Origin of the sequence: Megasphaera sp. UBA4233, from assembly GCF_002395615.1 — a bacterium.
Lineage (GTDB): Bacteria > Bacillota > Negativicutes > Veillonellales > Megasphaeraceae > Megasphaera > Megasphaera hexanoica.
In genome coordinates, this window is sequence record NZ_DGXL01000023.1 from 19,160 (window position 1) to 44,210 (window position 25,051).

Sequence of the window (25,051 nt, forward strand, 5' to 3'; positions counted from 1 at the left end):
GCCTGTCCGGACTTTGTGTATACAGAAAGGGAGCATATAAGATGAAACCATATCAGAAAATTACCAAAGATATCATACAGAAATTAGTGGATATACTGGGAGAAAAAGGCGTTTCCACCGATCCGGACCGCCTCGTCCAGTATGAACGGGATGAAGGAGTGGAACGGGAATTTTTCCGTACGCCCGATGCCGTAGTCTACCCGACGACGGCTGAAGATGTAGCGGCGGTCTTGCAGCTGGCCAATACGGAAAATATCCCTGTCATTCCCCGGGGCGCCGGCACGGGGCTGGAATTCGGCGCCGTCGCCAATACCTATGGCGGCATCATACTCAGCACGGAAAAGATGAACCGTATCCTCGAAGTGAACGGGGAAAAAATGTACATGGTCGTCGAACCGGGCGTCCGCACGGCTGACGTACAGGCTGCTGCCAAGGCCCAGGGCCTTCTCTATGCAGGCGATCCATGCAGCGGTGATTCCTGCTTCATCGGCGGCAATGCCTCGACCAATGCCGGCGGCAACCGGGCCGTCCGCTACGGTACGACGCGGGACCAGATTTATAGCATTGAAGTCGTGACGCCCCTGGGGCAGATTACCCGTCTGGGCAGCCGCTTAAAAAAAGTATCGACAGGCTATCCTCTGGAAAAAATCGTCATCGGCTCCGAAGGTACGTTAGGCATTATCACAAAACTGGTCTTGAAACTGGTGCCCCTGCCCAAATACAGCGTCAACGTCCTGGCCATTTTCAAAACTATCGACGACGCCATGTCCATCGTCAACGCCCTGCCCAAAGCCGGCATCGAACCGACCTGCCTGGAATTTATGGACAATGATTCTGTACGGGTCACAGAAAAATTCCTCGGGGAAAAACAGCCTCATTCTGATATAGGAAATTACATGATTATCCAGGTAGACAGCAACGATGAAGACCGCATCGACGACCTGTGCGTCGCCCTCGATGAACTCTGTCACGACCACAGGGCCATCGATGTCTTCGTCGCCGACGCCGAACGGATCTGGAAAGTGCGCAAGAACTTCTCTGAAGCCTCGACGACAGACAGTCCCATCATGGTCATGGAAGATTTCGTTGTCCCGGCCGATGAACTGGCCAATCTCTTGAAAGAACTGGAAAAAATCAGTGCCGACCAAAAGACTCCGGTCCGTTCCGTAGCTCATGCCGGAGATGGCAACCTGCACCTGGACATCCTGAAAAAAGACATTCCCGACGACCAGTGGCCGGCCAAAGTAGAAGCCTTTGAAAAAGCAGCCTATGACGCCGTATACCGCCTCGGCGGCCGTATCTCCGGAGAACACGGCATCGGCGAAAAGAGAAAGAACCTCATGGCCCATTACACGGACCCGGTAGAGCTGGCCCTCATGAAAGCTGTAAAAAAAGCCTTCGATCCCAACGACATCCTCAACCCGGGAAAAATCTTTGATGTGGAGTGAGAAGATCCGTTGGTCGTTCATCGAAAGAGAAAAAGCTGGTGGTTAGTGGCCGGTGGTCAGTGATTAGTGGGAAGGGATAGTTTGAAGTTTGGAGTTTGACGAAGAAACCAGTTCGTCGAACCGACTTTTCTATATAAACTCAGCACTAAAGGACCCACGACCGGGGACGGTTTCCATCCTGAATCGCCTGGGATGGTGTCAGATGCAAGGCGGAAGAAGGAGTCATAGCGGCGCTATGGCGACTGATGACAACGAAGCAGATGACGCCATACCGGGTGAGACAGGGGAAATAAGTCTCCGGCCGTGGATCCTCGTCATACGCCGGTCCCGTCAAACGCCGGGATGAATCCTTCGCTGGCACTGGATTTTTCTTGTACGAATCCATCTTCGATGCCGCTGTCAAAGAGATATTGTTCGGCCTCGTCGTATTCTTCATCCGTGAGGGGTCTGTTGATTTCCGGGTATTCACTGGCCCTGCCGCAGGGGACGTACTGGCGCATGAGGCTGAACAGGACTTGTTCTGGTCCGAAGTGGTCCCGTACCCAATCGATGACGTGCTTTGTATTGTCTACGTGGCCGGGCAGGATGAGATGGCGGATGACGACGCCTTTCTGGAGCATGCCGTCGTCGTCCAGAACATAGGGGCCCGTCTGGTCGTACATGGCGAGGATGGCCCGGGCCGCTACGTCCGGATAGTTCCGGGCTCCGCTGTAGCACTCGGCCATGGCCGGGTCCATGTACTTCAGGTCGGGCAGGTAAATCTGGACTTTTCCCTCGAAGGCCCGGATCGTTTCTACCCGTTCATAGCCGCCGCAGTTGTAGACCACTGGTACGGGCAGCGGCTCTGACAGGCTTTCCAGGATGGCCCGCGTATAGGGCGTGGGGGTTACGAGATTGATATTGTGTGCCCCTTGGGCGATAAGTTCGTGGTAGATGGCCCGGAGCCGGGACACCGTGATGGGGATGCCTTTGCCATCCATGCTGATTTGGGAATTCTGGCAGAAACAGCAGCGCAGGTTGCAGCTGGAAAAAAAGACCGTGCCCGATCCGCGGCTGCCGCTGATGCACGGCTCTTCCCAAAAATGCAGGGCCGCCCGTGCCAGCACCGGCTGGAGTGGACTGTGGCAATAGCCGGGAAGGTCCGGGCAGATGCCGTCACTGGTAAGGGGCCGGACGACATGGCATTGACGGGGACAGTCCGTGCAGGGCTGTGTTGTATTCATGAAAATCACCTCGATCCTACTATATACCAAAAAAAGGACGACCGCAAATGCGATCGTCCTTTTCTATTACCAGACTAGATTAGGCCTGTTTGAAGTCTTTCGGGCAGGTCAGTTCGGCGAAGCGTTTTGCTTTCGGATCCGTAGCGACCAGTTCCTGGAGTTTCTTCAGTCCTTCTTCTTCTACCGACTTGGTAGTCGTGTAGCTGGCCGGAACCGTCTTGGACAGTTCGAAGCACTTTCTGAGAGAACTGATACTTACAATGATGACCAGAATCAGCATGATGGCAGATACGGCGAACAGGAGCATTTCGCCCTTCGGCAGATACAGACCAAACATGTTGAGGAAGTCAGCCCAGAAGATAACGACAGTCAGGAATGCCCACGGAAGACCCGTGACCCATACATAGCGGGCTTTACCCATGCTGCAGATAACAACAGAGGAAATAGCCAGGGTGATGATGGCGAGCAGCTGGTTGGATACGCCGAATATCGGCCAAATCGTGGACAAGTTGCCTTGTACGAGGATATAGCCCCATGCGCCGGAGATAGCAGCCGATGCGATGATGGCGCCCGGAGTCCAATGGGGATCGCCGAATTTGGTCCATACGCGGCCAACGAGTTCCTGCAGCATGTAACGGCCAACACGTGTGCCGGCATCGATGATTGTCATGATGAACAAGGCTTCGAACATGATGCAGAAATGATACCAGTAGCTCATGAGAGAATCAAGACCAGGGATGTTGGAGAAGATGAATGCCATGCCGACAGCCAGCGATACAGCACCGCCAGGACGATGGGCAACGTTTTCACCAACCATTGCGTTCAACTGCGGCAGATCGACGACCTGCATGCCGAGAGCATTGAAATGTTCAGCTGTGGAGTTGATAGCAAAGTAATCATTCGGAACGAGGGATGTAGCTGCGATGAGGGCCATCATAGCTACGAAGGATTCGGTCAGCATAGCGCCATAACCGACAGGAACGATGGAACGTTCATTCATCAGCATCTTCGGAGTTGTACCAGTAGAAATCATGCAATGGAAACCGGAAACAGCACCGCAGGCGATGGTGATGAAGATGTACGGAAGAACAGGGCCAGTGATGACCGGGCCGCCGCCAGCGCAGAACTGGGTGAGGGCCGGCATCTGGATGGTCGGGCCGACGACGATAACGCCGATAGCCAGGGCACCGATAGTACCAATCTTCATGTACGTGGAGAGGTAATCACGCGGAGCCAGGAGCAGCCAAACCGGAAGAGCTGCGGCAACGAAACCGTAGATGATCAGGGCGATATCAATTCCGTGGCGGCTGATGGTGAAAATCGGAGCCAGTGTCGGGGAAGCCTGTACAGCAGGACCAGCGACAACAGCCAGCAATGTCAGGACGACACCGATGACCGTACCTTCCTTGATTTTGCCAGGACGAAGGAACTGCATGTAAATACCAATGAACAGAGCGATAGGAATCGTCATGCCGATGGTGAACGTGCCCCAGGGGCTGTCATGAAGGGCGTTGGAAATAACAACGGCCATACCAGCCATAGCGAGGATATTCAGGAACAATACGGCAAAGGACGTAGCCAGACCTGTCTTATCACCAATCTGGGCTTTTGCGATTTCAGCGATGGATTTGCCATCGTAACGCATGGAGCAGAAGAGGATAACACAGTCATGGACAGCACCGGCGAGAACACCACCGATGAGGATCCACAAGGCACCGGGCAGATAGCCGAACTGGGCAGCAATGACCGGGCCTACGAGCGGGCCAGCACCAGCGATAGCAGCGAAGTGATGACCAAATACGACGTACTTATTCGTCGGTACATAGTCATGACCATCTTCGAAACGGAAGGCCGGTGTGACATTGTACTGGTTGACCGTCAGGACCTTGGCACCGATGAAAGCACCGTAGAAACGGTAAGCCAGTATGAACACTAATGCAGAAATAATAACAACAAACAAACCGTTCATACAAAAAAACCTCCTTCTTAAATTTTAGTAGCACCATCCTCTGCGGAAAGATAATGAATGAGAGGACCCGCAAAGGACATACCCTGTATCACGCCTTAACTATAAGTCTTTACGACAAAAAATTCAAGAGCCTTTCTTCCTTCAGTGGACAAAAGGACGAATAGGCAATCTTTAAATGATAAAGATTTATGCTATAACGGCACGACATGATTTACTTTTGCCGTGTTTTTACAACAATCTTTACATGTAATATGATATTCGGTACTGTTATTTATTACAAATCTGTATAGAAAAAGTGCCGTATGACGTTACACCTATACGTTGGAAATACAGAAAATAGCAAAATTATATAATGAAATATTTTATATATATTATAAAAAATAAAAGTATAACGTTTTATCTTATTAAAACATTTTGATAATGAGAACTTAGGATACACTGCCTCTGAAAAATTTAAAACAACGAATAGTCGTGAAAAAGGCTTTCTTTTTACGACCGCCATTCCTGTGATATACTATAGATACTACGCAAAGGAGGAAACGACATGGATGCGGAATTTCAGCAATTTATTTCAATGATAGAACCAGTGGACGGGGATTTTGCCCGTTCCTATGAAGAAAAACTGGCTGCCTCCGGTCAGGCTGATACGGTTTTGTGTCACCTGGCTGGACGGCTGGCGGCCATACGGGGCAGTGAACGCCATGACCTGTTGAAAAAGGCCGTCATCATTTTTGCGGCCGATCACGCCGTCGATGGCGGTAAAAACGAATCGCAGGGCAAAAACAGCAAGGCCGACGCCCTGGAAATCGCCAGCGGCCGCGGCCCCATCAACAAAGTCGCCCATAAAGTAGGGGCCGGCGTCCTGCTCCTCGACATGGGGCTTCAGGAAGACATACCCGAATCGCCAGGCGTCCAGGTCCTGAAAGTCATGGCCGGGAGCCACTACTATGGAAATGGCCCGGCCATGGCGGAAGACGAAATGCTCGATGCCCTGTACAGCGGCACCCAGATTGGCCAGAACCTGGCCGATGAAGGCTATACGGCCATCGGCATAGGCAGCCTGGGAGAACGGTCCATCCTGACGGCCTTTATCCTGACGGCGGCCTTTTACCGCTCCCAGATGCCGGACCTTGCCGGTTCACTGAAAGAAAAGAATCAAATGAAAATGCTCGGCGCGGTGCTGCGTACTCATGGACTGGACTGTACCCGGCCGCTCGAATTGCTGCAGAAAGCCGGCGCGCCCGATGTCGCCGCCATGGTGGGATGCATCTTGTCGGCCGCACACCGCCACGTCGCGCTGGTCTTTGACAACGCCGTCACCGGGGCGGCCGTCTTGATAGCACAGGCTCTGCAGCCAGCCGTCATGGGATACGTATTTCCTTCGGCGGCCTATGCCGAACCGGTACACCGGATGCAGATGGAATACCTGCACCTGAACCCCGTCGTCAGCGATCCCGGAAAAGACGACCAGGCCATGGGATCGGTTCTGGGCCTCTCCGTCCTCGACGCGGCCGTGGAATCGATGAAAGAAGACTAAAAAAGCCCGATGTCCCCTATGGGGATAGGCATGGAAAACATTCGTGAGTATACTACTATATATAGATATATAAAAAAAGAGGTGCTATACGTATATGAAAACATTGTATCTTGACTGCTTTTCCGGTATCAGTGGCAATATGTTCATCGGCATGCTGATTCAGGCAGGCGTTCCCTTTGAAGAATTTCAAAAAGCCATGGCCCAGCTGGGACTGGACGGCTATTCCCTGATCTGCCAGCCGGTCAACAAACTGGGGATCCAGTCTGTGTATTATAATGTCCTCCTCGACTCGGAACAGGACCATCACCACCATCATGACCATGAAGAAGGTCATCATCACGACCACGGCCACGAAGAAGGCCACGGCCACGGTCACCACGACCATCACAATCACGGCCAGACCGTGAAGACGGCAGCTTCCCTCATCGATGCCACGGGCCATCATCACCATCATCAGCACCGGGGACTGGCCGATATCACGGCCATCATCGAAGCCTCGCCGTTTACGGAAGAAATCAAACAAAAGAGCCTGGCCGTATTCCAGGCCTTGGCCGAAGCGGAAGCCAAAGTACACGGCGTACCCGTCAGCGATATCCATTTCCATGAAGTCGGCGCCATCGACTGCATCCTCGATATCGTAGGGACCATCTGGGCCCTCGACTACCTGCATATCGAACAAATCGGCACATCGGCCCTCCACGTGGGGAGCGGATTCGTCCGCTGTGCCCATGGCATCATGCCCGTACCGGCACCGGCAACGGCAGAACTCCTGGCAGGACTGCCCTATTACTCGACCGATATCGATGGCGAACTCGTCACCCCGACGGGAGCTGCCCTGGTCAAGACACTGGCCTCCTATGCCGGCCCGCGGCCGGAAGAACTGATCCATGAAACCACGGCTTACGGGGCAGGAACCAAAGACCTGGCCATCCCCAACGTCCTGCGCGGCTTCATCGGCGAATGCAAGGCCTTCTGAGAATGGCAGGAATCAAAAGCCAGAGCCAGACAGCATGGTCTCACCTATTCCTGTGATAGGAAGGCGATTGAACGGAATACCAAACGGAAAAACCTGTTGCACCCAGAGTGCGGCAGGTTTTTTTGCATCCTGCAGGGAACTTTGAGGTAGTGGTTTTACAAATAACATAACTTGCAGATTAAAATTTTCTCACTATTTTCTAATCTGCATTTTTTTGACATATGCTGGATTTTATGCTAGGCTCAAATCAGTTCGTTTGCAGGAAGTGCAAATGCATCATGCAAAAAATTTACATCTTGAAAGGAGAATCTCTGACATGGAACTGAATGACGTATTATCTTTTGACGAAGCTATTGAAATTATGGACGAGCCGGAATATCTGGAACTGGCACCGGGTGAATACGATTTCACCGTACGGGATGTGGCCTTTTCGACCTATGAAGGCAGCAGCAAGATTCCTTCGTGCCCCATGGTAGAGGCGAGACTATCCGTCGTGACCGATGAGGGAGAAACGGAAATCATCGACCGCTTCTACTATTGCCGGAAAATGCGGTACAAACTCTCCAGCTTCGCCCGGACACTGGGACTGGCCCGGGTCGGTGACAAAATCACCATCGAATGGAAGAAACTCATAGCAAAACAAGGGCGCGCCCGCATCTCCCTCCGGGAATACAACGGGAAAAAATACAATCAGATAGACCGCTACATCGTCCCGACAGACGAACCGGCCCCGTTCTGACAGGGAAGGGTCGTAGTTAGTAGTTCGTTCATCGTTCGTCGTAGGCCGTAGGTCAGTGGTTAGTGATCAGTGGTTAGTGATCAGTGGTTAGTGATCAGTGGTTAGTGGTCAGAAAAGGCAGGATCTCCCTGCATGGGTATAGCCTGTTGCTTAACGATTTGATATAAAAATCGCAGGCAGCAGTTAGCAGTCAGCGGTTATCAACTAGCAGCTGGTTTGACGGACTGGGGATCTTTGCCGTCCCCGTGAGGGGAAGGAGGGCCACGGAGTGGCGGAAGGGGCCTCATTTTCATCAAATCAGCATACAGGACCCACGACCTCCGGCCGTGGGTCCAAAAAGGAGGCGATCATATTTCTTATATATCAACTCATATACACGAATTACTGGATGCCATCGATCCGGCCAGTTGTACGTACAGTGAATGGTGCGAGGTCGGCATGGCCCTCAAGTATGAGCAGTTCCCCCTGTCTCTCTGGGAGAGCTGGAGCCGCCGCGATATGGCGCGCTTCCATGACGGGGAGTGTGCCTGCAAATGGGCCTCGTTCCGCAAGTCTTCCGGGGCCTGCGTGACCGGGGCGACGCTGGTCAAGATGGCCCGCGACCGGGGATATAGTGACCCCGATGAAGTCTGGACGCTGGATACGCCCATTTCCATCGTATCAGCCGACGAGGAACTTCCCCAGCGCATGGACACGGTTCCTGCCCTGTCTCGTGACGGCAGGGACAATCCCCTTACAGAGCCGCCGGATCCCTGGGACGGCCTCAAGGAGACGAAGACCTTTCTCTCCCGCCTGTTCCGGCCCGGTGAATTCGTCGGGTTTTCTATGCGTTCCTATCAGCATAAACACCGCTATATTCCCCGTGGCCGGGGCATTGATTTCCGCACGCAGGACGATATCCTGAAGGCCATCGATACCTATGGCGATGTGGAAAAAGCCCTCGGGTCTTATGACCCTCTTGCCGGTGCCTGGGTACGCATCAACCCTCTGGACGGCAAGGGTATCCGCAACGAGAACGTCAGCGAGTACCGCTATACACTGGTAGAATCGGATGAACTTTCCTTACAGCAGCAGCTCTCATGGATACGCAGCCTCAGATTGCCCACAGTTGCGCTTGTAAACAGCGCTGGAAAAAGCATCCATGCCGTTGTACGCATCGACGCCGGCAGCGACCCGGACCTCTACAGCCGGCGCGTAGACTACCTCTATCAGTATTGCCGCCGTCAGGGATTTATTGTAGACATGCAAAATAAAAACCCGTCGCGCCTCATGCGCCTGCCCGGCATCTGGCGAAGCGGACACAAGCAGTACCTCATCCCCTTTACGCCGGGCACCCGGACCTTCGACGAATGGTACGAATACGCCGAGAACAGCCGCGACAACCTGCCGCCGCTGCAGCGTCTCTCTGCTGTCTGGGACGACATGCCGCCCCTGCGGCCGGTCCTCATCGAAGGGCTCCTGCGGCGCGGACACAAGATGATGGTCGCCGGACCCAGCAAGGCGGGGAAATCCTTTGCCCTCATCGAACTGTGCATTTCCATTGCCGAAGGACGGCGCTGGATGGATACGTACCAGTGCGCCCAGGGGCAGGTCCTGTACATCAATTTCGAACTGGACGAACACTCCTGTTATCACCGCTTTGCCGACATCTACAAGGCCATGGCCATCACAAATCCCCGGACGGATCAGGTCGTCCTGTGGAACCTGCGCGGCTACTCGGAATCGCTGGAGACACTGCTCCCCAAACTCCTGCGCCGTATCCACCACGAAGACTTTGCGGCCATCGTCCTCGACCCGATTTACAAAATCACCGACGGCGACGAAAACAGCGCCCACGACATGGGCATCTTCTGCAACCAGCTGGACCGGCTATCGACGCAGAAACAGTGCGCCGTCATCTACTGCCATCACTACAGCAAAGGCAGCCAGACTGTCAAAAAAGCACAGGACCGGGCATCGGGCTCAGGAGTCTTTTCCCGTGACGCCGACGCCATCCTCGACATGCTCGACGTCAAAAGCCCCATCGGGGCCCCGCCGGCCTTTAGGATTGAAGCCATCCTGCGCGAATTCGCCTCGCCACCGCCCTTTTACATCACCTTCGACTATCCCATCCACCATATAGACACGACAGGAGAAATCGCCGCCTGGAACGAAGACCTCGACGATTTGGGCCGGGGACGGATGATGATCAATTCGGATAAAAAAACAAACAAAGAATTGCGACAAGACCTCATGAGAGAAATCTTTGATGAAATCCAGAAAGAAAAACAAGTAGTAAAAATAATAGACTTAGTAAACGCCATGCATCTGAGCCGTAACACAATCCGAAGATATATAGATGCCAGCGAACATATGGAGCGTGATGAAAATGGATTCGTTTATATAAATTATAAGAAAAAACGATGAAACCGGATAGAAAATGTTGCTGAAAAGGGGTCCAAAATAATGGGGCCTCACAGGCTTATATAGAGTTTGGACACCTGAACCCCTCAAAACAGGCAGCCAGTCCCGGACGGGAAGAGCGGGGAGTTTGAAGACTCCCCCGCTCAAACCCGGTCACGGGAACTGGCCCGCGCGGGAAGAGCTGCCGTTAGCGGCTGGTGGTTAGTGGGGAGAGATAGTTTGATGTTTAATGTTTGATGTTTGATGAAGCCGGTTTACGATGTAGGAAGCCGTCCCCGTGAGGGGAAGGAGGGCCACGGAGTGGCGGAAGGGTTCTTGCTTCAATCCAGAGTCCTATTATGAGTCCGATTGTCCGTTCGATGATAACGCCGGTTCGACGTAAAAAAGCCTCGGACTCAGAAATTGGGACTCAGATTTTAAAAGGCCCCTTCAGACGCCGTTGGCGCCAGCTTCCCTTACCGAAACCACGAAATTCCTATATTTCTGACAAGGTACTTCGATAGGGCACTGCGTTTCGGCATAAGCGAGGGCTCACGACTGGGGACGCTTTGCATCGGAATCATCGGCTATGGTGTCAGATACAAGGCGGAGGAAAGAGGCGTAGCGGGGCTACGTTGATAGACGACAACGCCGTAGATGATGCTATAGCCGGTGAGGCAGACAGAAGAAGTCCCCCGGCCGTGAGCCCCTACACACATTTGCGCGTCGCTACGCTCCTTCAAATGCGGTTCTCTGCCTAAGTCGGCCATTGGCCCCAGCTCCCGCTTCCCAGGGGAGCCATGCTACACGGTACTTCGAACCGACTTGTTTTTTACCCAAAATCAGCATACAGGCCACACGACAGGAAACGCTTTCCATCCGGCGTCGTCGGCGGGGCCGTCAGATACAAGGAGAAAAAACGATGATACAGTTTTTGGATGAACTTATATAGTCCTGATGGAGCCATATCTCGAACTATATGTAGTATTAGAAGAAAAAGATGCCTGAACGGCCGTCTTTTCTGGTAAAAACTCAATTTTTCTGGAAAAAACAACAAAAATCTTTTTTAAGGAAAAGAAAGAAAAATCTAAAAATATAACACCATAAGAGCACTGTCTTTACTAGGCAGTGCTCTTATGTATATACGACTGCATATAGTATCCGTTGATATAAATCCATCAAAAACAGCAATGGGAAAACCTAGATTAGACGAAAATTAAAATTTAGACCATTTTCATAAAAAAGCTTGACAAACGAAGAAAAAGAACTCGATACATGCGTCAGTAAAATCTGTGATTACTGTGAAAAATAAGGCAGAATGAAAGCTGTCGCATCCTTGCAGGTACATTGATTGGAATGCGTATTATGATAAAATGTTAGTTTTAGACATAAACCTCTCCCGTGTATGAAAGCGGAAGAGGTTCAATTCTCAAAAACTATATCAACTTATTTTCCCTGGCAATATCAGCAACGGCCTCGACGGAAAGTTTCATATACCGGGAAATCTGTTCAAAGGATAACCCGTCTTTGAGCATTTCGAGTGCGGCTTCCCGTTCTTTTCTTTCAGAATTCCGCTTTTCTTGTTCAACACCTTTTTCTATGCCCTTTTCTATGCCCTTTTCCATGGCTCTTTCATAGATTCCTTCGCCTAAGTTGAACATCGTGGTTAAATCCTCCTTCCCCCTGGCAGTAAGATCAATATCGTATTCGTCATTGTTTTAAAAGTATTGTAGCAAATATGCCCGGTTTGTACAATGTATGTTCTTTTTGTCCTTTCTCCTGATGAAATGCGAGTATGTGGAAAAAGTGTTTTGATTTGCCTCAGCGTTTGTATTATAATAAAAGGCGGAATAGTGTAAGACCATCTAGTACCTATTTAAGGAGTTGTTACGAATGAGATTTACAGAAGATTTAAAAGCCCGTGTTTCCAAGGCACAGAAGAAAATCGTCCTTCCGGAAACCAATAGCCGTCGTGTACTCAAAGCTGCTGAACGTGTACTGGCTGAAGGCTATGCCCGCATCGTCCTCGTCGGCAATCTGGATCAGATCAAAAAAGATGCTGCTAAATTCCAGATCGACCTCACCGGTGTCGAAGTCATCAACCCGGCTACGTACTACCGCATGGATGAATTGTGCCAGTATTTCGCAAAACGCCGCGAAAAGAAAGGCATGACTGTAGAAAAAGCTCATGAAATCATGATGAACAACAACACTTTCTTCGCTGCCGGCCTCGTTGCTCTTGGTGAAGCTGACGGTGTTGTTTCTGGTGCTGCTACGACGTCGGCTGACGTTATCCGTGCCGGCCTGCAGGTCATCGGACCCCGTAAAGGCAATAAGACTGTATCCAGTGCCTTCATCCTCCTGACCAACACTCCGCAGTATGGTGATAATGGTATCCTCGTACTCGGCGACTGCGGCGTTATTCCGTATCCGACGGCCGAACAGCTCGCTGATATCGCATGCATCTGCGTAGAACGTGCCCGCCGCACGGTACAGATGCTCAACCCGAAAGTGGCTCTCCTGTCCTATTCGACAAAGGGTTCCGGCTCCGGCGAAACGGTTGATACGGTCCGCCAGGCTGTAGAAATCCTGAAAGAACGCAACGTAGATTTCGACTTCGATGGCGAACTCCAGGCCGATGCTGCCCTCGTTCCGGAAGTCGGCGAACACAAAGCTCCTGGTTCCAAAGTTGCAGGCCATGCCAATGTCCTCATTTTCCCGAACCTCGATGCTGCTAACATCGGTTACAAGATGGTACAGCGTTTTGCTAATGCAACGGCTCTTGGACCTTTGGTACAGGGCCTGGCAAAACCGATCCTCGACTTGTCCCGTGGCTGCTCTACCGAAGATATTGCTGACGTCGTAGCTGTATGCTGCTCCGATGCTATTTCGGCAGATATCCTGGCAAAAGAATCGGCTAACGCCTAATCTGTGAAAATATAGTAAAAAAAGAGGTTGTCTTTAAGACAACCTCTTTTTTTGATGCGTCCGGCGTGGACGCTCTGGTTTTCTAACCGCTGTAAACTACAGACTGAAAACTATCCCCTTCCTATCCCTTATCCCAGGGGGGAAGACTGGCCGATGATCGTTTTGCCTTCCAGGAAGAGGACCGTCGGGCTGGGGACTTTCTTTTCGATGAGATCGACGGTCATGCGCAGGCATTCCTGGCCGATTTCGCCCATGGGGATGTCGATGCGCGACAGGGATGGTACGGTGTAGTCGTTGATTTCCGGCATGTTGATGCCGATGGTAAATACTTCTACGTCCTGGGGGATGGCAATCCCCGTTTCATAGCAGGCAAAGAGCATGCCATGGGCCAGTACGTCCGATTCGCAGAACATAGCTTTGGGCATGGTGCCTTCCGCTGCCAGGCGCTTGCAGATTTCAAAGGCGCTGGCCGACGACGTTTCACACAGGTAAATCCGGTCTTCGCCGATGGGGTGTCCTTCTTCTTTGTACGTGTCGAGGAAGCCCTGCATCCACTGGCGCATGATGGGGAACGTCGTGTCATGGGTCAGGACGCCTGCGTCGAACAGACCCTTTGCCAGGAAATGGCGGGCCACGTTCTGGCCGACTTTATAGTTGTCCATAGTGACGCTGCTGAATTTCGGCGATTCCCTGTTGAACAAGACGACCGGACAGGGCGGAACATAGGTCGTATTGAGAAATTCCATATCCGTATTGGACATGTTGGCGATGATGATGCCGTTGAAGAAATCGTTTTGTGTCGATTTCATCTGTTCTTCCAGGTGATCTACTTTATAGGGAATAACGGTCAGGCGGATGTTCTTTTTGAGATTCATGATTTCCTGCTGGATGCCCAGGGTGATGCGGGCCAGGTAGTTGATACGGAAGTCCGTGGCCCAGTAAAAAGCGACGGCGTAGCTGTCTTTCTGGGCGGCCCGTAACTTTTTGGCAGACTGGTTGGGCACGTAATTGAGTTGCTGTGCAATGGTGTAAATGCGGGATTGTGTTTCTTTGGAAATCTTTCGTTCTTTTCCCTTGCCGTTCAGTACGATCGAAACGGTAGCGATAGAAACGCCGGCTTCCTTAGCAATATCTTTGATAGTTGACAATACAAGCCCCTCCCTTTTAATCTACCTTCTATTTTGACATAAAAGAAGGGAATTTTCAAGATGTTTTACAGGCCTCGTCTGGGACGGGTGCGTTTTTTATATCGTTCTCCCGTATGGTATAATGAAATGAAAAGAAGGGAGGAATAGTATGACTGGTATTGATGCACATATTTCATCGGCCCACATGGTCCTTTCCCGGGATCTCAATCCCCACGATACGCTCTTCGCCGGGCAGGGCACGTCCTATATGATCGAGTGCGCCTTCCTGGCGGTACAGAGTTTTCTCCGTACGCCCCATATTGTCTGTCTGGGGCTGGACGGCCTGCGCTTCCTTCATCCCGTCCATAAGGGGGATACAATCCGCGTAGATAGTTCCATCGTCTATGCCGGGACGAGCGGCATCGGCGTGTATATTACTCTTTCGCTCCTGCCGGACGGACCGGTGGCGGCGTCGTGTTTCGTGTCGTTCGTCCACATCGACGAAGCGACGGGGCGGGCTGTACCCCACGGTGTGACGCTGGCGGAACTTCCACCGGAGATGGCCCGCCGGCAGAAGCAGTATCTGGCATATAAGGAGATGACGAGACGATGACATTCGGGGATGAAGTAGAGGAACGGCTGCGCAACCTGGCCAAGCCGCCGGGCAGTCTGGGCCTTCTGGAAGAGCAGGCGAAGAAGGCCTTCCTGGCCTGGGGCTGTTTCCCCGGCAGGTTTGCGCCAAAGCATATCGTTTTTGCTGCAGATAACGGCATCTGCCGTTCCGGGGCGGTAGCACAGCTGTCGGAAATCACCTATATGCAGAGCTGCCATATGGTGGAAGGTACGTCGGCCGTCACCTGTTTCTGCCGCTGCAACCAGATTCCCTGGGAAGTCGTCGATGTCGGCATCGACAGTCCCGACGCGGTCGGGCTGGATTATAAGATCGCCCGGGGGACGAAGGATTTTTCCAGGGAACCGGCCATGACGGAAGAAGAGCTGCGACAGGCGTTTGCGGCCGGCCGGGAACGGGTGCTGGCGGCGAAGCGCGACGGGTATAATTTCCTGTCTTTCGGGGAAATGGGCATCGGCAATACGACGACATCGGCAGCCGTCCTCATGGCCATCGCGCCCCGCGACGCGGCCAGTCTGGTCGGCTACGGGTCATCCCGGGGCAATTTCCGCCTCCTCCTGCACAAGCGGGACCTGATCCGCGATGCCCTCGCCCGCTACGGACCGCACATTTCCGGTGCCGCCGATGCCTTGCGCTATGTGGGGGGATTTGATCTGGCCGCTCTGGCGTCGGCCATGTGTACCTGCGCCCGGGAGCGGATCCCCTTTTATATCGACGGGTTCATTACGGCGGCGGCTCTGGCAGCGGCGGTGCAGCTCATGCCCCAGGTCTCCCGGTTTGCCCTGCCGTCGCACATGAGCCGGGAAGCGGGTATGTCCGTAGCTCTGCACGCCGCCGGCATCGACGATTACGACGTGCCGCTGTGGGCCAATCTCTCCCTGGGGGAAGGAACGGGGGCCGTCCTGGCCGTGACCCTCCTGCGGTCTATGCTCTATGCGGTGGACCACATGGCGACCCTCGACGGCATCAATGCCGATGCCGAAGAACGCCATGCCGAAAGGGCAGGGAAAGGAGAATCATATCATGGAACTTCACATTGACGAAGAGGTGCGGCAGGACGCCCGGGCCGTTTTTTCCCGGCTGGGGATTTCCGAAGAAGAGGCCGTTACCTTGTTTTATAAACGGACCATCGCCGAAGGGCGCCTGCCCTTTGGACGGGCGCAGAATGGAGCGGCCCGGGTAAAGAAGAAGCGCATGAACGAACGCTTTGCCGAGTGGGATGCCCGCTGAGACGTTGCAGGGTCCCCGTCTCTGTGCTACAATATTTTGTGCTGCCGGAAGAGACGACCGGCCTCTTCTGGGAGTGTTGTGTGCAGAAAAATGCAGTGCAAACAAAGGAAGTAGATAGTGTGTTCAATCGTGTAAAGCTTGGGGCCTTTGCTCTCGTCCTGGGAGCGGCCTGTATGATATCTTCTGTCGCGTCGGCCCAGATTTCCAACGACCGCATCGCCATCGGCGGCGTCGGCCCGGGGTGTACACCGGACTATGTCGAAAGCGTATATGGCGCGCCGACGAGCCAGGAATCGGGCAGTAACGGCGATCAGACGTATCTGGAGTACAATTACAATAACGGCTATATCATCGGCTTTGATGGCGCTGGCAGCCAGGCCGTGGCCGTCACCTGCACGACGGATAATCTGGCGACGCCTGATGGGGTCACGGTCGGGATGGAAGCCAGTGTCCTTTCCGACAAGTATGGGACAGCTGACCATATTTACAATTTCAATGATAAATCCCTCTACGTGTATGACGGCACCGATGGGGAACAGCTGGCCTTTGACGTGCAGGATTTCTTCATCGTCAGCATCAGCGCCCGGATTAATTAAAAAAGACGAAACTGCGTGTATACAGCTACCGGGCAGGGCTTTGCGTATGGTATAATAAAACAAAAGACTAATATGGGCAGGGGCAGCCCGTCAGGCTGTCCGGGCTGCCAGGAAAAGAGGAATGGAGATTGCGTAAGACCATAATGACAGCACTTTGTGCGCTGGCCCTGTCGGCAGGGAGCGCATGGGCGGCCGGCACAGACACGGCCCCGGCAGGAGAAACGGCATTGCGGACCGTCCCGACTCATTTTTCGCAGCGTACCGAAGAGAGCCTGAACGAACAGGCGCCATCCGGCGGGCGCGCTGACGGCAAGGCCGCTCCGGCGGCAGTGGTGACCGTGACACCTACGACGGGGGCAGCAGCGTCTCCGGCTTCGCCATCCCCCACGACTGCCGTATCGGTTACATCGACGGTGCCGGCAGAGGGACTGCAGGTGTCCCGGGAAAAGAAGATCATGCTCAATCTGGCCAGCCGTATCCTGACGCTCTATGAAGGGAAGACGCCTATCTGTATGTATCCCGTAGGGGTAGGCAAAGTCAGTACGCCGACGCCGACGGGGTATTATTCGGTCAGTGAAAAAATCCTGAATCCGACCTGGACCGACCCCGACTCGGGCGTGAGCATCGGCTCCGGCCCGGACTGCCCCCTGGGCTACCGCTGGCTCGGGCTTTTTGGCAATTATGGCATTCATGGGACGAACCGGCCCGATTCCATCGGCGGCTATGTCTCCAACGGCTGTGTGCGCATGCATGAAGAAGATGTAGAAGATCTCTATGACCGGGTCAGTGTCGGCACGGCTGTCGATATTTATTACGACCGCATCGTCATCGACCGCGACGCCGACCATACGATTTCCTATTATATTTATCCTGACGGATACGGCTGGCAGACTGTGTCTGTACAGGATGTCAAGAAGGCCCTGGCCGGCTATGGCGTCCAGGATTTTGCCGAACCGGCGGCTATTGCCAGCAAAATCGCCGCTTCCGACGGCAATCCGACCTACGTGGCCAAGGCCTATGATTTGTACGTCAATGGGAAGAAACAGCCCAAACGGGCCCTGGGAAAAGACGGAGTCATCTGGCTGCCGGCCTTCGCCCTCTCGACGGCGACCCATACGGAAGCCGAATGGAGCGGCGCGTCCCAGACACTGCGGACGAACCACGGCACGGGTACGGGTATTGTCCGCAGCGACGTGGTCTATCTCGATGCCGCGACGGCCCAGAACCTCTACGGCCTTACGGGCGGACTGGGAGCCGACCTCGTATACCGGATGCAGTCCCGGCCGGTGGTGACACGCTACGGCGATAGCAGCCAGAAGGGTGCGGCAAAGATGAAATAGGCCGTTTCCGGGCGGTTCTGGCGGCCTGCCATGAATGGTGACGCCGAATATTGACAACGAATCTATATCTGTGATATACTTTGAAAAGTTAGGTGTGCAGTTTCACCTAGCTTTTTTAAGTTACCACATTTTTTCTTGACTTAGCCTGCCGGGTATGGTACATTATATAAGCGGTCCTGCGCACGATGCAGGCTTTTACTATGATTTAAGAGAGGTGTAAGGAATGCGTACAGCTATCACATTGGCATGCACAGAATGCAAACAGCGTAACTATCGGACAAACAAAAACAAGAAGAACAATCCGGATCGTCTGGAACTCAAAAAATATTGCCCGTTCTGCAAAAAAGAAACATTACACAAAGAAACGAAATAAGTTTGAAATAAGATGTGCTTAGTCTTATTTGAATGTGAGAGGTTATATGGCAGCTACAGCATCAAAGAAAGCACAAAAGAATAAGAAAAAGGATGCGAACGGCAAATTCCTCCACGGCGTCAAAGTGGAGTTAAAGAAGGTCATCTGGCCGACGAAAAAAGAATTGATCAATTATACCGTCATGGTCATCGTAGCAACCATTGTCGTCATGGCTATCATCGCTGTTTCGGACGGTGTATTTGCCCAATTGTTCCGGTTACTCCGAATCGTTGTCGGATAGGAGGCCCGTGCATAGATGGAAACTGATAAGAAATGGTATGTCATCCATACGTATTCCGGTTATGAAAATAAAGTAATGCAGACGCTGGAACGGAAGGTCAAATCCATGGGACTGGAAAATGTGATTAACCGCATTCTCGTGCCGATGGAAGACGAAGTCGATATCAAGGACGGCAAGAAGCACGTGGTGAAACGCAAGATTTTCCCCGGCTATGTCCTGGTTGAAATGGAAGTCAACGACCGTTCCTGGTATGTCGTCCGCAATACACCTGGCGTAACGGGTTTTGTCGGTTCGGCCACCAAGCCGATTCCGCTGAATCCGGAGGAAGTAAAACGCATCCTCAAGTCTCAGGGCATCGACGAAAGCGAACCGAAGGTCCATATTTCTGTAGAAGTAGGGGAACAGGTCCGCATTACATCCGGTCCTTTTGAAAATTTCATTGCTACCATTACGGAAATCAATGATGAAAAAGGCACCCTCAAAGGCCTCATTGATATGTTTGGCCGTGAAACTTCAGTAGAAGTTGACTATTCTCAAATCGAGAAAAGTCTGGAATAAATACTTCTAATGCGGCATCTGCCGCGAGTGGGAGATTCTCATGAATCGTCTGACCACATCTTGTAACGTAAGGAGGTGTAACTCACCATGGCAAAAAAAGTAGCAAGAATGGTAAAACTCCAGTGTGAAGCTGGTAAAGCAACTCCGGCGCCTCCGATTGGCCCTGCATTAGGCCAGGCTGGTGTCAACATTATGGCATTCGTCAAGGAATTCAACGAACGTACAGCTAAACAGGCTGGCTTCATTATCCCTGTCGAAATCACTGTATATGAAGACCGTTCCTTCACGTTCATTACGAAAACTCCGCCGGCAGCTGTTCTCCTGAAGAAAGCCGCAGGTCTGGAAAAAGCTTCGGGCGAACCGAACAAGAAAAAAGTAGCTAAACTGGGCCGCGACAAAGTCCGCGAAATTGCAACGACTAAGATGCCGGACCTCAACGCCAACGACGTTGAAGCTGCTATGAAAATGATTGAAGGCACTGCCCGCAGCATGGGTATTGAAATCGTCGATTAATCGCCGGTTCAGTCCCGTGGAAGGGGTCAATCCCCGCTAAACCACAAAGGAGGAAAAAGTTAGATGGCAAAAGTAGGCAAGAAATATGCAGAAGCCGCCAAACTGTTTGATAAATACAAACAGTATGACGTGACGGAAGCAATCGACATCTTGAAAAAGATGGATACAGCCAAATTTGACGAAACGGTCGAACTGGCTGTCAACCTCAACGTAGATCCGAAATATGCCGATCAGCAGGTTCGTGGCGCTCTGGTTCTGCCCCATGGTATTGGCAAATCCAAGACTGTCCTCGTATTTGCTCAGGGCGACAAAGAAAAAGAAGCTCAGGCTGCCGGCGCTGACTATGTCGGTGCTGATGATCTCATCGAAAAGATCAAAGGTGGCTGGCTTGATTTTGACGTAGCTATCGCAACACCGAACATGATGGGTAAAGTCGGCCGTCTTGGTAAAATCCTCGGCCCGAAAGGCCTCATGCCTAACCCGAAAGTCGGCACGGTTACGATGGACGTAACAAAAGCTGTTAGCGAAAGTAAAGCAGGTAAGGTCGAATACCGCACGGATAAAGCCGGCAATATTCATTCCCCTATCGGCAAGAAATCTTTCGATGCAGATAAATTAGTGGAAAACCTGACAACTCTCGTTGATACTCTCATCAAAGTAAAACCGTCGGGTGCAAAAGGCCAGTATATCAAATCCATCACCGTAAGCTCCACGATGGGCCCTGGCATCCACATCAACCAGTACAGCATCAAAGGTGCTGTCAAAGAAGAAAAATAATATCTCTCTTAGCTGTAGACTGAAGGTATGTATAATGGACTAAGGTCCGCCATCTGAGGCTATGAAACTAGCAGGTATTTCAATTTGACTAGTTCGGTCTCATGTCAGTCGTACATGGGACCGTTTTTATTGCTAAGACGATATAAATCCCAGTTCAAGGAGGTGTATCGAACTCATGTCTATGTATGCAAAACATCAGGTTTCTCCGGCAAAAGCCGCTGTTGTAGAAGAAATGAAAGAAAAACTGCAGTCCTCCCAGGGTGCTGTTTTCGTTGGTTTCTCCGGCCTCAGCGTAGCTGATGTCACGAAACTCCGCCGTAAGTTCCGTGAAGGTGGCGTCGAATACAAAGTTGTCAAAAACACACTGACCCGTATCGCTGCCGATGAACTCGGTTTCAACGATCTGGATGCCGTTCTCGAAGGTCCGACTGCTATTGCTTATTCTTCTGAAGATACAGTAGCACCGGCTAAAATCCTGAAAGACTTCATCAAAGAAACAAAGACAGAAGCGCTGACGGTCAAAGCCGGCATCGCCGATGGTCAGGTTATTGATGCAGCTGCTGTCGAAGCTCTGGCAAGCCTGCCGAGCCGCGAAGAACTCCTCGCCAAATTGGTTGGCAGCATGCAGGCCCCTATCTCTGGCCTGGTCAACGTACTCCAGGGCAACATCCGCAATATGGTTTATGTGCTTGATGCTGTACGTGCTAAAAAAGCAGAACAGGAATCTGCTTAATTAGCTTACATATTACAAACGAATCTAAAAACTGATACTATGGAGGTATTTTAAAATGACTAAAGAAGAAATCATGGAAGCCATTGAAGGCATGACCGTTCTCGAACTTTCCGAACTCGTAAAAGCTATGGAAGATAAATTCGGCGTATCCGCTGCTGCTCCGGTTGCTGTTGCTGCTGCTCCTGCTGCTGGCGCTGCTCCTGCTGAAGAAAAATCCGAATTCGACGTAATCCTCACCTCTGCTGGTGAAAAGAAAATCGGCGTAATCAAAGTTGTCCGCGAAGTAACCGGCCTCGGCCTGAAAGACGCTAAAGCTCTCGTTGACGGCGCTCCGAAAGCTGTTAAAGAAGGCGTTGCCAAAGCTGACGCTGAAGCTCTCAAAGCTAAACTCGAAGAAGCTGGCGCAACTGTTGAACTCAAATAATTTCCTCTGTGAAATTACAAGCTCTGCAAATCGCATGAACATGCGGTTTGCAGAGCTTTTTTCATGGGGAGCAGCAAAGACAGGAATCCAACGCCACCAGCTGCTGACTGCTATCCCTTCATCAAACTTCAAACATCAAACTATCTTTCCCTTCCTGCAACCTGTTTCATGAATCTCCGTTTTGTAGTATAATTTAGAAATTATTCCTGTGTATATGGATAGAAAAATGGGACAGGGGAGAAGTGGAAAATGAGGTCTATCGGACAAATGATACGAGAGAATATGGTTCTGTTTCTGGCATGGACAGCGGCGCTGGTATCGATGATTGCCGTGCCGCCGACGGCAGCCTATGCCGGGTATATCAATATGCCCGTACTTGCTGTTTTGTTCTGTCTCATGATCGTCATCGGCGGCCTGCGGGAGAGCGGTGTCTTTGCGGCGGTACTGGCGCGCCTTTTCCTTCGGCTGGACACGATGCGCCAGCTGGCTGCCGTCCTCATTTTTGCCTGTTTCTTTGTCAGCATGTGGGTGACCAATGACGTGTCCCTCCTGACCTTTGTGCCGTTTTCCCTGATGGCCCTGCCCCGGATTTCCAGAGAGAAGCAGATGGCCCTGGTCATCGTCCTGCAGACGCTGGCGGCCAATCTGGGCAGTATGTGTACGCCTGTGGGAAATCCGCAGAATCTCTATCTCTATTTCTATTACGGCATGGATCTGGTAACCTTTCTGGAGCTTCTCCTGCCGTATACACTCGTATCTTTCGTGCTGCTGGCCCTGTCGGTCTTTCTGCTGCCGGGAACGCCCATTCCCGTGTCGGTGCGGCTGGCTGCCCGGCGCACCCGGAATATGCCCGTACTGGCGCCGCCACGGCAGCTCTGGCTTCTGGGAGGGATGTTCTTCCTTTCCCTGCTCACGGTGGCCCACGTCCTTGATTACCGCCTTACCCTGGCCATGGTCGCCGTTGTCACCTTCCTGACCCGGCCGCAGTATTTCCGCTACGTTGATTACCGGCTTTTGGGCACCTTTGTGGCTTTTTTCGTCCTCATCGGCAACATGAGCCAGCTGACGGCTTTCCGGGAGATACTGACGGGATATCTGGCCGGTCACGAGTTTCTCATCGCTCTTACCGCCAGTCAGATCATCAGCAATGTACCGGCTGCCGTCCTTCTGTCGGGCTTTACCGGCAATGCAGGGGCACTCCTGCTGGGGACCGATATAGGCGGTCTGGGAACGCTGGTGGCATCCATGGCCAGCCTCATTTCCTATGGCATGTTCGTCCGGGCCTGTCCCCGGTGGCAGGGATGGTATCTGAAATTGTTTACCCTGCTCAACCTGGCCTATCTGCTGGTACTGGTCCTGTTTGTCTGGTTCTGTCATCAGATGGGGCTATAACCAGGACGGCGTCAATAGGCGACAACGCTTATTACAGGGACGGAAATCCCCATTGTCCAGCGAACCGGTTTGTTTTACGGCCTGTGCCCCCTTCCCTGCAATACTGGGGGACCGCTTTGTTGTCGAAAAAATCATAATCTGATACAATGAGCGTAAAGGGAGGCAGCAGTAGGAATGGAAAAAGATTTATCACTTCATGGAGAATCTAAGAATGTAGAATATAAGGAAAGGGTTCCTGAAGACAGTCAGAAATATATGAAGTCTGTTGTTGCCTTTGCCAATGGTGATGGTGGACGGATCGTATTTGGGGTTGAAGATGGAACGATGCGGGTTGTTGGGATTCCTCAGGCTGATCTCTTTCAAATGATGGATGCCATTACCAATGCCGTTACGGACAGCTGCGAACCGATGATTATTCCAGATCTTTTTGTTCGGGAAATAGAAGGAAAATCGCTTATCATTTTAGAAATTGCCCCTGGAATGCAGAGGCCGTATTATCTTAAAAAGAAAGGACCGGTAAAGGGAACTTATATCCGGACGGCTGGAACAACGCGTCTAGCGGACCGGGCGATTCTACAGGAGTTACTTTTGGAAGGAGAAAATAAGTTTTTTGATCAACAGCCTATTCCTAATCTCAAAGTTACGAAATATGATGTAACGGCATTATGCCATTCTATGAGTGAAACGGCTAAAAAAAACGCATTATCCGATATCCAGCGTCAAGGAATCAAGGAGTTAACGATTAATCAACTCATTTCGTGGGGCATTTTGATTGAAAACAAAGGCCAGCTTATACCGACCTATGCCTATGCGATGTTGACACATCAGGCCGGATATCCTCCGGTGGTTCAATGTGCCGTGTTTAAGACAGACGATAGAGCTGTTTTTGTCGATAAGCGGGAAATTGATGCACCGATTCAGGAACAAGTGGAAAAAGCATATCAGTATGTACTTGAAAAGATTAATATGGGAGCCAGATTTCAGGGGGTCTATCGTCAGGATATTTATGAATTACCTCCGGACAGCATCCGGGAATTGATTGCCAATGCACTTGTTCATCGTAATTATTTGGAGCCGGAATCCGTTCAGATAGCCCTTTTTTCAGATCGATTAGAAGTTACTTCTCCAGGTAGTCTGATGCGCGGCGTAACACATGAAAAAATGAAAGAAGGGTTTTCAAAGATTCGCAACCGGGCTTTAGCAAATGCGTTTGCTTATATGAATTTAATTGAAAAATGGGGTAGTGGTTTTCCACGTATTTTCCGGGATTGCCGGGATTATGGTTTGCAGGAACCGGAAATCATTGATTTTGATGGCGATTTGCGCGTTAACTTGTACCGGATAACTGACCAAACAAGTGACCAAACTAAAAAAACTGACCAAACCCCGAAAACTGACCAAACGGGAACGAATATGCCTGTAAAACTAAATGAAAAGGAAAGAGTTATTTTGTCATATCTTCAAAAGAAACCGGATGGCACGCAACATGAAATTGCTGAAGCGACATCACTGTCTCTTAGTACGATAAAGTATTATATGAAAAAGCTCCAGGAAAAAGGCTGTCTTCAACGTATGGGGACGCACCGGAAAGGATACTGGGTCGTGAGATTCAACTGATACTATTCCGTCATGTCACCAGTCAGGGGACATGCATCCGCTTTTATCCATTCTGCTGACTAAACTAAAACAACTAACCAAATGACTGACCAAACTAAAACAACTAACTAAACTCAAAAAGAGAGAATCATATAGCGTTACAAGAAGTATCGGAACGGTCTGCGTCCATCAGAAAGGCCTATCTGCTGGTACTGGTCCTGTTTGTCTGGTTATACGATTCGTATTTGTATTGACGAAGATGACAGGATATGTTAAAAT

Annotated in this window: 25 protein-coding genes; 20 read left to right on the forward strand and 5 right to left on the reverse strand. The window is 51.5% G+C overall.

What is annotated here, in order from left to right:
• Positions 1-41: 41 nt before the first annotated feature.
• Positions 42-1,448 carry an FAD-binding oxidoreductase gene (locus tag B2U90_RS07930; RefSeq protein WP_292017537.1) on the forward strand — a complete coding sequence of 469 codons (1,407 nt, stop codon included), beginning with the start codon at positions 42-44 and terminating at the stop codon, positions 1,446-1,448.
• Positions 1,449-1,593: 145 nt separating this feature from the next.
• On the opposite strand, the gene B2U90_RS07935 is transcribed toward B2U90_RS07930, so the two are convergent.
• The 3 genes from B2U90_RS07935 to B2U90_RS07945 all read right to left on the reverse strand — a co-directional run bounded on the left by B2U90_RS07935 (position 1,594) and on the right by B2U90_RS07945 (position 4,640).
• Entirely contained in the window at positions 1,594-1,782 is a 189-nt protein-coding gene (locus B2U90_RS07935) for a hypothetical protein (RefSeq protein ID WP_292017538.1), read from the reverse strand.
• Complete coding sequence (locus B2U90_RS07940) at positions 1,763-2,671, reverse strand: radical SAM protein (protein WP_113856427.1); 909 nt, start codon at positions 2,669-2,671, stop codon at positions 1,763-1,765. Before B2U90_RS07940 ends, B2U90_RS07935 begins: the two co-directional genes overlap by 20 nt.
• 79 nt (positions 2,672-2,750) lie before the next feature.
• Entirely contained in the window at positions 2,751-4,640 is a 1,890-nt protein-coding gene (locus B2U90_RS07945; RefSeq protein ID WP_059076470.1) for a carbon starvation CstA family protein, read from the reverse strand.
• 544 nt (positions 4,641-5,184) lie between these two features.
• Between B2U90_RS07945 and B2U90_RS07950 the strand changes: the two genes are divergently transcribed.
• From B2U90_RS07950 to B2U90_RS07965, 4 genes are all read left to right on the forward strand, one after another.
• Positions 5,185-6,177 (forward strand): nicotinate-nucleotide--dimethylbenzimidazole phosphoribosyltransferase, encoded by a 993-nt coding sequence (locus B2U90_RS07950; protein ID WP_292017539.1) that lies wholly within the window; start codon positions 5,185-5,187, stop codon positions 6,175-6,177.
• Between the two features lie 94 nt (positions 6,178-6,271).
• Complete coding sequence (locus tag B2U90_RS07955; RefSeq protein WP_292017540.1) at positions 6,272-7,153, forward strand: LarC family nickel insertion protein; 882 nt, start codon at positions 6,272-6,274, stop codon at positions 7,151-7,153.
• A gap of 316 nt (positions 7,154-7,469) precedes the next feature.
• Positions 7,470-7,892, forward strand: coding sequence for a hypothetical protein (locus B2U90_RS07960; protein ID WP_059076473.1), 423 nt, complete (start codon positions 7,470-7,472; stop codon positions 7,890-7,892).
• 384 nt (positions 7,893-8,276) lie between these two features.
• The gene (locus B2U90_RS07965) at positions 8,277-10,298 is read left to right on the forward strand and encodes an AAA family ATPase (RefSeq protein WP_292017557.1); all 2,022 of its coding nucleotides are present in this window, start codon (positions 8,277-8,279) and stop codon (positions 10,296-10,298) included.
• A 1,412-nt stretch (positions 10,299-11,710) separates the two neighbouring features.
• Here B2U90_RS07965 and B2U90_RS07970 read toward each other — a convergent pair.
• Positions 11,711-11,935 (reverse strand): hypothetical protein, encoded by a 225-nt coding sequence (locus B2U90_RS07970; protein ID WP_257536578.1) that lies wholly within the window; start codon positions 11,933-11,935, stop codon positions 11,711-11,713.
• A gap of 232 nt (positions 11,936-12,167) precedes the next feature.
• Between B2U90_RS07970 and pta the strand changes: the two genes are divergently transcribed.
• On the forward strand, positions 12,168-13,202 hold the full coding sequence (pta, locus tag B2U90_RS07975; protein ID WP_113856423.1) for a phosphate acetyltransferase: 1,035 nt from the start codon (positions 12,168-12,170) through the stop codon (positions 13,200-13,202).
• Between the two features lie 128 nt (positions 13,203-13,330).
• On the opposite strand, the gene B2U90_RS07980 is transcribed toward pta, so the two are convergent.
• A complete protein-coding gene (locus B2U90_RS07980) occupies positions 13,331-14,350 on the reverse strand; it encodes a LacI family DNA-binding transcriptional regulator (RefSeq protein WP_113856422.1) in 1,020 nt (339 codons plus the stop codon).
• 148 nt (positions 14,351-14,498) lie between these two features.
• On the opposite strand from B2U90_RS07980, the gene B2U90_RS07985 reads away from it, so the two are divergent.
• From B2U90_RS07985 to B2U90_RS08050, 14 genes are all read left to right on the forward strand, one after another.
• Positions 14,499-14,942 carry an acyl-CoA thioesterase gene (locus B2U90_RS07985; RefSeq protein ID WP_075581638.1) on the forward strand — a complete coding sequence of 148 codons (444 nt, stop codon included), beginning with the start codon at positions 14,499-14,501 and terminating at the stop codon, positions 14,940-14,942.
• The gene (locus B2U90_RS07990; RefSeq protein ID WP_113856420.1) at positions 14,939-16,000 is read left to right on the forward strand and encodes a nicotinate-nucleotide--dimethylbenzimidazole phosphoribosyltransferase; all 1,062 of its coding nucleotides are present in this window, start codon (positions 14,939-14,941) and stop codon (positions 15,998-16,000) included. The genes B2U90_RS07985 and B2U90_RS07990 overlap by 4 nt, the downstream gene beginning before the upstream one ends.
• Positions 15,984-16,190, forward strand: coding sequence for a type II toxin-antitoxin system RelB/DinJ family antitoxin (locus B2U90_RS07995; RefSeq protein ID WP_292017541.1), 207 nt, complete (start codon positions 15,984-15,986; stop codon positions 16,188-16,190). Before B2U90_RS07990 ends, B2U90_RS07995 begins: the two co-directional genes overlap by 17 nt.
• A 119-nt stretch (positions 16,191-16,309) precedes the next feature.
• Positions 16,310-16,786, forward strand: coding sequence for a hypothetical protein (locus tag B2U90_RS08000; RefSeq protein WP_059076479.1), 477 nt, complete (start codon positions 16,310-16,312; stop codon positions 16,784-16,786).
• Between the two features lie 128 nt (positions 16,787-16,914).
• Positions 16,915-18,126, forward strand: a complete 1,212-nt coding sequence (locus B2U90_RS08005; protein WP_292017542.1) for a L,D-transpeptidase — start codon at positions 16,915-16,917, stop codon at positions 18,124-18,126.
• 223 nt (positions 18,127-18,349) lie between these two features.
• Positions 18,350-18,499 carry a 50S ribosomal protein L33 gene (rpmG, locus tag B2U90_RS08010; RefSeq protein WP_014015374.1) on the forward strand — a complete coding sequence of 50 codons (150 nt, stop codon included), beginning with the start codon at positions 18,350-18,352 and terminating at the stop codon, positions 18,497-18,499.
• A 46-nt stretch (positions 18,500-18,545) separates the two neighbouring features.
• A complete protein-coding gene (gene secE / locus B2U90_RS08015) occupies positions 18,546-18,779 on the forward strand; it encodes a preprotein translocase subunit SecE (RefSeq protein ID WP_059076481.1) in 234 nt (77 codons plus the stop codon).
• A 15-nt stretch (positions 18,780-18,794) separates the two neighbouring features.
• Complete coding sequence (nusG, locus tag B2U90_RS08020; protein ID WP_059076482.1) at positions 18,795-19,337, forward strand: transcription termination/antitermination protein NusG; 543 nt, start codon at positions 18,795-18,797, stop codon at positions 19,335-19,337.
• A gap of 87 nt (positions 19,338-19,424) precedes the next feature.
• Positions 19,425-19,850 (forward strand): 50S ribosomal protein L11, encoded by a 426-nt coding sequence (gene rplK, locus B2U90_RS08025; protein ID WP_059076483.1) that lies wholly within the window; start codon positions 19,425-19,427, stop codon positions 19,848-19,850.
• A 63-nt stretch (positions 19,851-19,913) separates the two neighbouring features.
• Positions 19,914-20,627, forward strand: coding sequence for a 50S ribosomal protein L1 (gene rplA, locus B2U90_RS08030; protein WP_059076484.1), 714 nt, complete (start codon positions 19,914-19,916; stop codon positions 20,625-20,627).
• A gap of 175 nt (positions 20,628-20,802) precedes the next feature.
• Positions 20,803-21,360 carry a 50S ribosomal protein L10 gene (gene rplJ, locus B2U90_RS08035; protein WP_075581635.1) on the forward strand — a complete coding sequence of 186 codons (558 nt, stop codon included), beginning with the start codon at positions 20,803-20,805 and terminating at the stop codon, positions 21,358-21,360.
• Between the two features lie 55 nt (positions 21,361-21,415).
• Entirely contained in the window at positions 21,416-21,784 is a 369-nt protein-coding gene (gene rplL, locus B2U90_RS08040) for a 50S ribosomal protein L7/L12 (RefSeq protein ID WP_075581634.1), read from the forward strand.
• Between the two features lie 267 nt (positions 21,785-22,051).
• Positions 22,052-23,176 carry an SLC13 family permease gene (locus tag B2U90_RS08045; RefSeq protein WP_292017543.1) on the forward strand — a complete coding sequence of 375 codons (1,125 nt, stop codon included), beginning with the start codon at positions 22,052-22,054 and terminating at the stop codon, positions 23,174-23,176.
• 174 nt (positions 23,177-23,350) lie between these two features.
• A complete protein-coding gene (locus B2U90_RS08050) occupies positions 23,351-24,793 on the forward strand; it encodes an ATP-binding protein (RefSeq protein ID WP_292017544.1) in 1,443 nt (480 codons plus the stop codon).
• Positions 24,794-25,051 lie beyond the last annotated feature (258 nt).

Bases quoted from the DNA above. Each gene is read 5' to 3' on its own strand.
- secE (WP_059076481.1), top strand. From the start codon at position 18,546: ATGGCAGCTACAGCATCAAAGAAAGCACAAAAGAATAAGAAAAAGGAT.
- nusG (WP_059076482.1), top strand. From the start codon at position 18,795: ATGGAAACTGATAAGAAATGGTATGTCATCCATACGTATTCCGGTTAT.
- pta (WP_113856423.1), top strand. From the start codon at position 12,168: ATGAGATTTACAGAAGATTTAAAAGCCCGTGTTTCCAAGGCACAGAAG.
- B2U90_RS07960 (WP_059076473.1), top strand. From the start codon at position 7,470: ATGGAACTGAATGACGTATTATCTTTTGACGAAGCTATTGAAATTATG.
- B2U90_RS08045 (WP_292017543.1), top strand. From the start codon at position 22,052: ATGATACGAGAGAATATGGTTCTGTTTCTGGCATGGACAGCGGCGCTG.
- B2U90_RS07940 (WP_113856427.1), bottom strand. From the start codon at position 2,671: ATGAATACAACACAGCCCTGCACGGACTGTCCCCGTCAATGCCATGTC.
- B2U90_RS07950 (WP_292017539.1), top strand. From the start codon at position 5,185: ATGGATGCGGAATTTCAGCAATTTATTTCAATGATAGAACCAGTGGAC.
- B2U90_RS07955 (WP_292017540.1), top strand. From the start codon at position 6,272: ATGAAAACATTGTATCTTGACTGCTTTTCCGGTATCAGTGGCAATATG.
- rplJ (WP_075581635.1), top strand. From the start codon at position 20,803: ATGTCTATGTATGCAAAACATCAGGTTTCTCCGGCAAAAGCCGCTGTT.
- B2U90_RS08050 (WP_292017544.1), top strand. From the start codon at position 23,351: ATGGAAAAAGATTTATCACTTCATGGAGAATCTAAGAATGTAGAATAT.
- B2U90_RS07945 (WP_059076470.1), bottom strand. From the start codon at position 4,640: ATGAACGGTTTGTTTGTTGTTATTATTTCTGCATTAGTGTTCATACTG.
- rplA (WP_059076484.1), top strand. From the start codon at position 19,914: ATGGCAAAAGTAGGCAAGAAATATGCAGAAGCCGCCAAACTGTTTGAT.
- B2U90_RS07985 (WP_075581638.1), top strand. From the start codon at position 14,499: ATGACTGGTATTGATGCACATATTTCATCGGCCCACATGGTCCTTTCC.
- rplK (WP_059076483.1), top strand. From the start codon at position 19,425: ATGGCAAAAAAAGTAGCAAGAATGGTAAAACTCCAGTGTGAAGCTGGT.
- B2U90_RS07995 (WP_292017541.1), top strand. From the start codon at position 15,984: ATGGAACTTCACATTGACGAAGAGGTGCGGCAGGACGCCCGGGCCGTT.
- B2U90_RS07930 (WP_292017537.1), top strand. From the start codon at position 42: ATGAAACCATATCAGAAAATTACCAAAGATATCATACAGAAATTAGTG.
- rpmG (WP_014015374.1), top strand. From the start codon at position 18,350: ATGCGTACAGCTATCACATTGGCATGCACAGAATGCAAACAGCGTAAC.
- B2U90_RS07970 (WP_257536578.1), bottom strand. From the start codon at position 11,935: ATGTTCAACTTAGGCGAAGGAATCTATGAAAGAGCCATGGAAAAGGGC.
- B2U90_RS07990 (WP_113856420.1), top strand. From the start codon at position 14,939: ATGACATTCGGGGATGAAGTAGAGGAACGGCTGCGCAACCTGGCCAAG.
- rplL (WP_075581634.1), top strand. From the start codon at position 21,416: ATGACTAAAGAAGAAATCATGGAAGCCATTGAAGGCATGACCGTTCTC.